Here is a 9,142-nt window from a genome sequence, read left to right on the forward strand (position 1 = left end):
GCGAAACGCCGGTCACCGGTCGCGTCGGGCACGTACTTCACACAGACAACGATCCTCAAGCTCACGCCGGCTCTCCTACTGCATCGTCATTTCCGGGCTGCCTTGTTGCACGCAGCATAGGCGCCTTGTCGGGCCGGATCCGGTCGGGACGACCGAGGCTCCGAGGCCGATATTACTCGCCAGTACACCCAGACTGTTACCCCTGAGCAAGCGCACCGCACTGTGACCTTGCCAACGCGGCAGACCCGTGCGTGCGTGACCTCAGTCTCGCAGAGCCGTGAACCGTCCCTGGTGGTAGACCAGCGGGCGGCCGGCCCCTGAGGGTGAGCCTGCCACGGCCTCGGCGAAGACGATGCGGTGGTCCCCCGCCGGCACGCGGGACACGACCCGGCAGACCAGCCAGGCGGACACGTCCGCCAGCAGCGGAACGCCTTCGGGGCCGCTGCTCCAGTCGGTCGACGGGCCGAAACGGTCGGCCCCGCTGCGGGCGAAGGTCGCGGCCAGCTCGCGCTGGTGCTCGCCGAGTATGTGGACGCCGACGTACGCGGTCTCGGACAGCACGGGCCAGCTGGAGGACGACGTACCGATGCCGAAGGAGATGAGCGGGGGCTCGGCGGCGACGGAGGTGAGCGAGGTGGCGGTGAAGCCGACGGGGCGCTCCCCCGCGGCGGTGATCACAGCGACGCCCGCGGCGTGGCGGCGGAAGACGGAGCGGAAGAGTTCGGGCGTGGCGGCCGTCTGGGCGGGGGCGACATCGGGCGTTGCCGTCATGGAGGTGTCCTTCTGCGGGAGTGGCGTACGGGTCCGTGGGTGCTCAGACACCCGGACAGCGCGCACTCGCGTAGCGTGCGAGATCCACATGGACCCGGCCGTAGAGAAGGAGTTCTGGCGGCATAACGTCAGACTGACGATGCGTGGTGGGTGCAGTCAAGGGCGTTCCGCAATGTGGGAGATGCGTCACGGTCCGTCATATGGCGTGCCCCAGCGCCGCGACGACGTCGACCGTGCGGGGCTGGCCGGTTGCCCGGCGGACCACCTCCCCCTCGGCGTCGAGCACCAGGACGGTCGGCGTCTTCGTGATGTCCAGCTCCCGCACCAGGGCGAGGTGGGCCTCGGCGTCGACCTCGATGTGGGCGACACCGTCGACCATCCCGGCCACCTCGATGAGCGTGCGGCGGGTGGCGCGGCACGGCTGGCAGAAGGCGCTGGAGAACTGGACGAGCGTCGCGCGTTTCCCCAGTTCCGCGCCGAGTCGGGATGCGTCGAGTCGCTGTCCGTGTGTCCGGCGGTCCACCTGGTGCCTCCTGATCAGAGCTCTTCGTAAGGGGTCAGCACCGGTCGCCACCGGGGCATTCCCGCAGCTCCCGGGGGACGCGCACGTGACGAGAATCTCGCGCCCCGGCTCCGCCGGGACTGGCCAGCGGCTCGCGCATGGGGCACCATCGCCACAATGCCGAAAACCTACGGCTGCGTAACTTCCGCCGGGAGAACCCTCCCCAGGCACTGAAGAAGGGTCTTCCCCAGATGGCAGAACTCGTCTATCGACCGGTCATCGGCGCCGCTCGCACCATGTTCAAGGCGCTCGACCTGAAGATCGACACTCAGGGTTCGGAGCACATCCCGAAGACCGGTGGTGCGGTGCTGGTCAGCAATCACATCAGCTATCTCGACTTCGTCTTCACCGGCCTCGGCGCGCTTCCGCAGAAGCGGCTCGTCCGGTTCATGGCGAAGGAGTCGGTCTTCCGGCACAAGATCTCCGGTCCGCTGATGCGGGGAATGAAGCACATCCCGGTCGACCGCAAGCAGGGCGAGGACGCCTACGCGCACGCGCTGAAGTCGTTGCGTTCCGGCGAGATCGTCGGTGTGTTCCCCGAGGCCACCATCTCGCAGTCCTTCACGCTGAAGAGCTTCAAGTCGGGTGCCGCGCGCCTGGCCCAGGAGGCCGGGGTTCCGCTGATCCCGATGGCGCTCTGGGGCACGCAGCGCATCTGGACGAAGGGGCGGCCGCGCAACTTCCAGCGCAGCCACATCCCGATCACCATCCGGGTCGGCGAGCCCGTGGAGGCGCCCGCAGACCAGTACGCGGGCGCCATCACCCGGCGGCTGCGGGAGCGGGTCCAGGAGCTGCTGGAGGCGGCGCAGCGCGCCTACCCGGTGCGCCCGAAGGACGCGAGCGACACCTGGTGGGTGCCGGCCCATCTCGGTGGTACGGCCCCGACCCCCGCCGAGGTGCGCGAGCTCGGCTGACGGCCGCCCCGGGGGCGGGGCGGCGTCGCTCTCACTTCATCGCGGTGCGTGGACGGTGATCCGCGCGCCGGGGCTCAGCTGCTCCAGGGTCGCGGCGAGTTCGGCGCCCGCGGCGTCGAGCTCGCCGTTCGTCATGGGTGCGAGACTCTCCAGCAGGAAGAGGGCGTTGACCGACTCCTCGGTGAGCCGCGTGCGTACGCCCTGGCGCCAGTTCCAGCGGCGGCAGGTGACGCTCTCGTCGTCGCACCAGACGACTTCGCCGGGCTCGGGGTGCTCCAGGCTCTCCTCGCCGCCGGCGACGGTGGGGAACGATTCGTCACCCGTCGCGCGGATCAGCCGCATTCCGCCCTTGATGTGGTCGGTGTCCTCGCCGCCGACCGGGACGAGGTGGGCGACGCTGATCGCGTTGTAGGCGTCGACCAGCAGGTTGATCCGGGGCAGTCCGCCGTCGGCGAGGGCGCGGCGGGCGAGCGCCTCGGCCGAATTGCGGGTGCGGGACGGCTTGGCCCCGAAGTCCCCGTAGGCCGCGCGCCAGGCCACCATGTGCGGGTCCTCGTGCGGGGCGCGGCCGTCCAGGCGCTCGGTGAGCCTGCGGGCGGCGGCGTCCAGCAGGGCGGAGCTGCGTGCGTCGCTGGGGCCGTTGACGAGGCCGTGCGCCTCGACGGCGACATGGGTGAAGCTCGGTGCGAGCGTGCGCACCTCGTCGGACACGGTGAGCGTGAGGGTCATCGTCTGCCTTACTGCGTTACTGCGTTGCCGGTGCGGTGACGTGGTGCGGTGGTGCGGGGCGTCGGGTGGGTTCAGAGTCCCGCGGGAAGGTTCCGCCAGAGCTCCGAACGGTCCCGGGCGCTCCTGAACGCCTGGAGGAGCGCCTCGGGTGGTGCAGCGCAGATTACCGGATAGTCGATTTCATTGAACTCCTCGCGTACCACCCATGCCAGCCGCTCGTTCTCCAGCGAGAACCGGGCGTCGACGCCCGGCTTGTTGCCCCGGGGATCGACCCGCGCCCAGCGCTCGGCCCCGGGCAGCCGCAGCGCGACCAGGCCGTGGAGCATCGGGTTCGTTCCGTCGCCGCCGGCGAGACGTTGGTAGCAGAGACCGGCCGGGATGGAGCGGGCCCGCAACAGGGCCACGAGGGCGATGGACTTCGCGTGGCAGATGCCGTTACGGGTGGCGAGCACCTCGGAGGCGCGCCAGGTGACGCGCTGGTCCCCCGAGTCGGCGGAGTGCGCGACGGTGTCGCGGACGAACTCGAAGGCGGCCCGCGCGTATGGGTATGCGGCGTCAGTGTCGGGCGCGAGGCGGGCCGCCGTTTCCCTCACCTGGGGATGATCGTGGTCGATGACCTCGTCGGCGGCCAGGTACGCGTCGATGTCCGGGGACTGCTGCGTCAGCTCCATGATGGGAGAGCGTACGAAGCGGGGGGCCGGAAGTCTATCGATTTCCGGTCGGCCGCATACTCATGCAAGGCGCGAGGGGTGTGTGCTAGCGCGCCATCTCTTCCTTGAGCGCCTGGAGGAAGGCGTCGACGTCGTCCTCGCGGGTGTCGAACGCGCACATCCAGCGGACGTCCCCGGCCGCCTCGTCCCAGAAGTAGAAGCGGAAGCGCTCCTGGAGCCGCTCGCTGACCGCGTGCGGCAGCCGGGCGAACACGGCGTTGGCCTGGACCGGGTAGAGGATCTCCACCCCGCCGATCGCCCGGACGCCCTCGGCGAGGCGCTGGGCCATGGCGTTGGCGTGCCGGGCGTTGCGCAGCCACAGGTCCTTGGCGAGCAGCGCCTCCAGCTGGACGGAGACGAAGCGCATCTTGGAGGCGAGCTGCATGGAGAGCTTGCGCAGATGCTTCATCGCCCGGACGGCGTCCGGGTTGAGCACGACGACGGCCTCGCCGAACAGCGCGCCGTTCTTCGTGCCGCCGAAGGACAGCACATCGACGCCGACCGTGTTGGTGAACGTCCGCATCGGCACGTCCAGCGAGGCGGCGGCGTTGGCTATCCGGGCCCCGTCGAGGTGCACCTTCATGCCGCGCTCGTGGGCGTGGTCGCAGATGGCGCGGATCTCGTCGGGAGTGTAGACGGTGCCCAGCTCGGTGTTCTGGGTGATCGAGACGACCTGCGGCATCGCCCGGTGCTCGTCGTCCCAGCCGTACGCCTGCCGGTCGATGAGCTCGGGGGTGAGCTTGCCGTCCGGGGTGGGCACGGTGAGGAGCTTCAGCCCGCCCATCCGCTCGGGCGCGCCGCCCTCGTCCACGTTGATGTGCGCGGACTCGGCGCAGATGACCGCTCCCCAGCGGTCGGTGAGCGCCTGGAGGGCGACCACGTTGGCTCCGGTGCCGTTGAAGACCGGGAAGGCCTCGGCGGTGGGGCCGAAGTGGCTGTGCATGACGCGCTGGAGGTGGCCGGTGTAGTCGTCCTCGCCGTAGGCGACCTGGTGGCCGCCGTTGGCCAGCGCGATGGCCGCGAGGACCTCCGGGTGCGCTCCGGCGTAGTTGTCACTGGCGAAGCCGCGTACCTGCGGGTCGTGGTGACGTCGCGCGTCGGTCCTCACGGTTGCGGGGTCAGCCACAGGCGCTTTCCGTTCACTTCGGGGGCGGGCTCGTCCCAGACGCCGGCGATGGCCCGTGCCAGCTCCGTGACGTCGGTGAAGCCCGCGAATTTCGCATGGGGCCGCTCGGCGCGCATGGCGTCGTTCACCAGTGCCTTGACCACCAGGATCGCAGCAGCGGTACGAGGCCCGTCCTCGCCCCCCGCCTTGCGGAAGGCGTCGCCGAGCGCGAGGGTCCACGCCTCGGCCGCGGCCTTGGCGGCGGAGTAGGCGGCGTTGCCCGCGGTGGGGTTGCTGGCCCCGGCGGCGCTGATCAGGAGGTAACGGCCCTTGTCGCTGCGCTCCAGGGCCTCCTGGAAGGCCAGCGTGGTCGACTGGACGGTGCGGATGAGCAGCTTCTCCAGGGCGTCCCAGTCGGACAGGACGGTCTCCTGGAACGACTTGCTGCCGCGCCAGCCGCCGACGAGGTGGACCAGGCCGTCGATGCGGCCGAACTCCGCCTCGGTGCGCTTGGCCCAGTCCCGGGTGGCGTCGAGGTCGAGCAGGTCGACGGTCTCGCCGGTGACGGTCGCGCCCCCGTGGGCGTACCGGGCGGCGTCCACCGCCTCGGCGAGCCGCTCGGGGTTCGCGTCGCAGCCGACGACCGTGGCGCCCGCCTCGGCGAGCCGCAGCAGCGTCGCGCGTCCGGCGGGGCCGGCCGCTCCGGCGACCGCGACCACGGCTCCTTCGAGCACACCGGTCCCCTCGCCCGTGCCGTTTCCGTTCATGGCCACCGCCTCCTCGGGAGAATGGTTCACGCGGCTGCCCGCTCGTCGTTCGCCGCGGTGATTCCCTTGGTGGAGGCAATCACGTGCTTCAGCTTCTTGGCGAGCGCCTCATAGAACATGCTCAGGGGAAACTCGTCCGGAAGCACGTCGTCGACGAGCTTGCGAGGAGGAAGTGTGAGGTCGAGGGCGTCGGGGCCCTTGGCCCAGCGGGATCCCGGGTGCGGGGCGAGGTAGGTGGAGACGAGGTCGTACGCGGCGAACCAGTGGACCAGCTTGGGGCGGTCGATGCCGTCGCGGTAGAGCTGCTCGATCTCGCCGCAGAGCTGGTTGGTGACCTGCGGGGCACGGTCCCAGTCGATCTTCAGGGTGTTGTCGGTCCAGCGGACGACGTCGTGCTTGTGGAGGTAGGCGAAGAGCAGCTGGCCGCCGAGGCCGTCGTAGTTGCGGACGCGCTCACCGGAGACGGGGAATCGGAACATCCGGTCGAAGAGGACGGCGTACTGCACGTCACGACCGTGGGCGTTGCCCTCGGACTCCAGCTTCACGGCCTCCTTGAAGGCGGTGAGGTCGCAGCGCAGCTCCTCCAGGCCGTACATCCAGAACGGCTGGCGCTGCTTGATCATGAACGGGTCGAACGGCAGGTCGCCGTGGCTGTGGGTGCGGTCGTGGACCATGTCCCACAGGACGAAAGCCTGCTCGCAGCGCTGCTGGTCGCCGATCATCTCGCGGATGTCCTCGGGCAGCTCCAGGCCGAGCAGCTCGACGGAGGCCTCGGTGACGCGGCGGAAGCGGGCGGCCTCGCGGTCGCAGAAGATGCCGCCCCAGCTGAAGCGCTCGGGGGCCTCGCGCACGGCGATGGTCTCCGGGAAGAGCACCGCGGAGTTGGTGTCGTAGCCGGAGGTGAAGTCCTCGAAGGTGATGCCGCAGAAGAGCGGGTTGTCGTAGCGGTCCGCCTCCAGGTCGGCGAGCCACTCGGGCCAGACCATCTTCAGCACGACCGCTTCGAGGTTGCGGTCGGGGTTGCCGTTCTGCGTGTACATCGCGAAGACGACGAGGTGCTGGAGGCCGTCGGCCCGCATCTTCGCGGGCTGGAAGGCCAGCAGGGAGTCCAGGAAGTCGGGGACGCGGAAGCCGTCGGCGGCCCAGCGGCGCAGGTCGGTGACGAGCGCGCGGTGGTAGGCGGCGTCGTGCGGGAGGAGCGGGGACAGCTCCTCGACCGCGCCGATCACCCGGTCGAGGACGCGCTCGACGTCGGCCGGGGACGGGGCGCCCTCCGCCTCGAAGTCGATGGAGCCGTCCTTGGACTGCCAGGGGCGGATCTCCTCGACGGCATCCCTGAGCACGGGCCAGGCCGGGTGCTCGACGACCCGCTGGGCCGTAGCTATCGCGCCGTCGGTGGCGTCGTGCACAAGAATTTCCGTCATAACACTTCCTCCACGGGAGAACCTCGCGTGGATTCACCGTAGCCGTGCGAGGTTCCTCCCCACAAGTGGAGGCCTGAAAATTATCCTGCGTACCCCCCGTGGTCACCGCTGTTTTTCCTGTCGGATGCCGGGTAGGGGTGCAGTTCCCGCAGCGTCGCTCGGAGCCGGGCGACCGGGTCCGCACGGCGGGGGACATCGCGCGCCCGGGCCGTTACCCTCCCCAGTGCCGTATTGCCGTACCTCAGCGCGGGCAGGAGCAGTCGACGGGAAGCCGCCGACGGAAACGAGGTCGCCTTGTCATTTCTCACCCTGGGTCATCGCGGAGTGATGGGCGTCGAGCCCGAGAACACGCTGCGCTCCTTCGTCCGCGCCGAGGCGTCCGGGATGGACGCCATCGAGCTGGATCTCCATCTCAGCAAGGACGGCGCGCTCGCCGTGATGCACGACACGGACGTGGACCGCACCACGGACGGGACCGGGCCGATCGCGACCAAGACCCTGGCGGAGCTGCGCGAGCTCGACGCCGGTCAGGGCGAGCGGATCCCCGTCTTCGAAGAGGTGCTGGAGGCCGTCTCCTCCCCGCTCCAGGCGGAGATCAAGGACGTGGCGGCGGCCCGCGCGCTGGCGGACGTGATCCGGGAGCGCGAACTCGTCGGCCGGGTGGAGGTGTCCTCGTTCCACGACGAGGCCGTCACCGAGATCGCCCGGCTGGTGCCCGGCGTACGGACGGTCCTGATCGCCAGCCGCTGGGGCGCGGACGTGGTGGACCGGGCGAAGGCGGCGGGCGCGGCGACGCTCGCGCTGAACATCCGCCGCCTCACCCTGGAGGTGGTGGAGCAGGCGCACGCCGAGAGCCTGAAAGTGATCGGCTGGGTGGTGAACACCCAGGACCAGCTGCGCCTGGCCCGCGCCCTGAACCTGGACGGCGCGACGACCGACTTCCCCGAGATCCGCCGCACCGGGCGCTTCACCGCGTAGGGGCGCGCCGGAATCGCCCCGGCGGCCCGTCAGATGTTCTTGACCAGCAGTTCGAAGGCCAGGTCGTCGCGCTGCGGGACACCGAAGCGCTCGTCGCCGTACGGGAACGGGGTGAGCGCTCCCGTACGGCGGTAGCCGCGGCGCTCGTACCAGGCGATCAGGTCCTCGCGCACCGAGATCACCGTCATGTGCATCTCGTCGACGCTCCAGCTCTCCTTCGCGGTGCGCTCCGCCTCGGCGATGATCACCTTGCCGAGTCCGCCGCCCTGAAGGCCGGGCCGCACCGCGAACATGCCGAAGTAGGCCGCGTCGCCCCGGTGTTCGAGCTGGCAGCAGGCGATGAGTTCGCCGCCGCGCTCGACCGCCAGGAGCCTGCTCTCCGGAGCGCCGATGACGTCGCGCACGCCCTGCTCGTCGGTCCGCTGCCCCTGGAGGATGTCCGCCTCGGTGGTCCAGCCGGTGCGACTGGAGTCACCGCGGTAGGCGGATTCGATCAGGGCCACCAGCGCCGGGACGTCGGCCTCGGTCGCGTCGCGGAAGGTCAGCCGGGCCGCGTCGGGCGTGGCGGTGTCCATGGTGGGGCTCTCCGTTTCTCTGCTTCGCTTCTCTAGCTTCTCTGCTGCCGTACGAACCTGCGTGCCGCCGTACGTACGGCCGCTGTCGCGCGTGCGGTCGAGCGTAACGCGACCCGGAGCGCCCCCGGTGGGCCTCGGCGCGCTCCCTTCACTCCCCTGTGCGCCGGGTTCGGCGGCGTCGGCCTGGGCAGCGATGGGGCGACCCGCAAAGTGCCGTACGTCCGATCAGGGGGAGGCGCGCCGTGCACGGAGGGGCTTCGACCGGCTGGCTGCTGATGGCGTTGTGCGCGGTGAGCGGCGCCTACTGCCTCCTGCGCACCCGCACGGGGACGCCTCAGGAGCGCCGCACCGCGCGCTCGGAGGCGCTCATGGGTTTCGGGATGGCGGCGATGGCCGTCCCAGCGGCGGTGCTGTCGCCCCCGGCCTGGTCCTGGGCGGTGTACGCGGTGCTGTTCGGCGCGGCCGCGCTGCGGGCGCTGCGGCCCGCCCTGCGCGGCGGCCACCACCTCCACCACCTCGTCGGCTCGCTGGCCATGGTCTACATGGCCGTGGCGATGGCCCCGGCGGTGGCAAGGAGCGGCGGGGGCGGCCATGCCGGGCACGGGGC

12 protein-coding genes are annotated in these 9,142 nt (G+C 70.6%); 3 read left to right on the forward strand and 9 right to left on the reverse strand.

Annotation, left to right across the window (positions count from 1 at the left end):
* Positions 1-261: 261 nt before the first annotated feature.
* The 3 genes from JS521_RS30295 to JS521_RS30300 all read right to left on the reverse strand — a co-directional run bounded on the left by JS521_RS30295 (position 262) and on the right by JS521_RS30300 (position 1,294).
* A complete protein-coding gene (locus JS521_RS30295; protein ID WP_205086130.1) occupies positions 262-771 on the reverse strand; it encodes a flavin reductase family protein in 510 nt (169 codons plus the stop codon).
* Between the two features lie 43 nt (positions 772-814).
* Complete coding sequence (locus tag JS521_RS37585) at positions 815-895, reverse strand: putative leader peptide (RefSeq protein WP_343240489.1); 81 nt, start codon at positions 893-895, stop codon at positions 815-817.
* Between the two features lie 72 nt (positions 896-967).
* A complete protein-coding gene (locus JS521_RS30300; protein WP_205086131.1) occupies positions 968-1,294 on the reverse strand; it encodes a TlpA family protein disulfide reductase in 327 nt (108 codons plus the stop codon).
* 230 nt (positions 1,295-1,524) lie between these two features.
* Here JS521_RS30300 and JS521_RS30305 point away from each other — a divergent pair, with 230 nt between their 5' ends.
* The gene (locus JS521_RS30305; RefSeq protein WP_205086132.1) at positions 1,525-2,247 is read left to right on the forward strand and encodes a lysophospholipid acyltransferase family protein; all 723 of its coding nucleotides are present in this window, start codon (positions 1,525-1,527) and stop codon (positions 2,245-2,247) included.
* Between the two features lie 36 nt (positions 2,248-2,283).
* Here JS521_RS30305 and JS521_RS30310 read toward each other — a convergent pair whose 3' ends face one another.
* From JS521_RS30310 to JS521_RS30330, 5 genes are all read right to left on the reverse strand, one after another.
* A complete protein-coding gene (locus JS521_RS30310; protein WP_205086133.1) occupies positions 2,284-2,976 on the reverse strand; it encodes a B3/B4 domain-containing protein in 693 nt (230 codons plus the stop codon).
* A gap of 71 nt (positions 2,977-3,047) precedes the next feature.
* Positions 3,048-3,647, reverse strand: a complete 600-nt coding sequence (locus JS521_RS30315) for a transglutaminase-like domain-containing protein (RefSeq protein WP_205086134.1) — start codon at positions 3,645-3,647, stop codon at positions 3,048-3,050.
* Positions 3,648-3,732: 85 nt separating this feature from the next.
* Positions 3,733-4,794 carry a threonine aldolase family protein gene (locus JS521_RS30320; RefSeq protein ID WP_205086140.1) on the reverse strand — a complete coding sequence of 354 codons (1,062 nt, stop codon included), beginning with the start codon at positions 4,792-4,794 and terminating at the stop codon, positions 3,733-3,735.
* On the reverse strand, positions 4,791-5,558 hold the full coding sequence (locus JS521_RS30325) for an SDR family NAD(P)-dependent oxidoreductase (RefSeq protein ID WP_205086139.1): 768 nt from the start codon (positions 5,556-5,558) through the stop codon (positions 4,791-4,793). Before JS521_RS30325 ends, JS521_RS30320 begins: the two co-directional genes overlap by 4 nt.
* Before the next feature lie 26 nt (positions 5,559-5,584).
* On the reverse strand, positions 5,585-6,982 hold the full coding sequence (locus JS521_RS30330; protein WP_205086135.1) for a DUF6421 family protein: 1,398 nt from the start codon (positions 6,980-6,982) through the stop codon (positions 5,585-5,587).
* 294 nt (positions 6,983-7,276) lie between these two features.
* Between JS521_RS30330 and JS521_RS30335 the strand changes: the two genes are divergently transcribed.
* Positions 7,277-7,960 carry a glycerophosphodiester phosphodiesterase gene (locus JS521_RS30335; RefSeq protein ID WP_205086136.1) on the forward strand — a complete coding sequence of 228 codons (684 nt, stop codon included), beginning with the start codon at positions 7,277-7,279 and terminating at the stop codon, positions 7,958-7,960.
* Positions 7,961-7,989: 29 nt separating this feature from the next.
* Here JS521_RS30335 and JS521_RS30340 read toward each other — a convergent pair whose 3' ends face one another.
* On the reverse strand, positions 7,990-8,535 hold the full coding sequence (locus JS521_RS30340) for a GNAT family N-acetyltransferase (protein ID WP_205086137.1): 546 nt from the start codon (positions 8,533-8,535) through the stop codon (positions 7,990-7,992).
* Positions 8,536-8,777: 242 nt separating this feature from the next.
* Here JS521_RS30340 and JS521_RS30345 point away from each other — a divergent pair.
* Positions 8,778-9,142: DUF5134 domain-containing protein (locus JS521_RS30345; RefSeq protein WP_205086138.1), on the forward strand; the 365-nt coding region annotated here is incomplete at its 3' end.

It is taken from the genome of Streptomyces durocortorensis, from assembly GCF_016901035.1.
Lineage (GTDB): Bacteria > Actinomycetota > Actinomycetes > Streptomycetales > Streptomycetaceae > Streptomyces > Streptomyces durocortorensis.

Coding starts and splice junctions, on each gene's coding strand:
- JS521_RS30295 (WP_205086130.1), bottom strand. CDS start 771: ATGACGGCAACGCCCGATGTCGCCCCCGCCCAGACGGCCGCCACGCCC.
- JS521_RS37585 (WP_343240489.1), bottom strand. CDS start 895: ATGCCGCCAGAACTCCTTCTCTACGGCCGGGTCCATGTGGATCTCGCA.
- JS521_RS30305 (WP_205086132.1), top strand. CDS start 1,525: ATGGCAGAACTCGTCTATCGACCGGTCATCGGCGCCGCTCGCACCATG.
- JS521_RS30310 (WP_205086133.1), bottom strand. CDS start 2,976: ATGACCCTCACGCTCACCGTGTCCGACGAGGTGCGCACGCTCGCACCG.
- JS521_RS30315 (WP_205086134.1), bottom strand. CDS start 3,647: ATGGAGCTGACGCAGCAGTCCCCGGACATCGACGCGTACCTGGCCGCC.
- JS521_RS30325 (WP_205086139.1), bottom strand. CDS start 5,558: ATGAACGGAAACGGCACGGGCGAGGGGACCGGTGTGCTCGAAGGAGCC.
- JS521_RS30330 (WP_205086135.1), bottom strand. CDS start 6,982: ATGACGGAAATTCTTGTGCACGACGCCACCGACGGCGCGATAGCTACG.
- JS521_RS30340 (WP_205086137.1), bottom strand. CDS start 8,535: ATGGACACCGCCACGCCCGACGCGGCCCGGCTGACCTTCCGCGACGCG.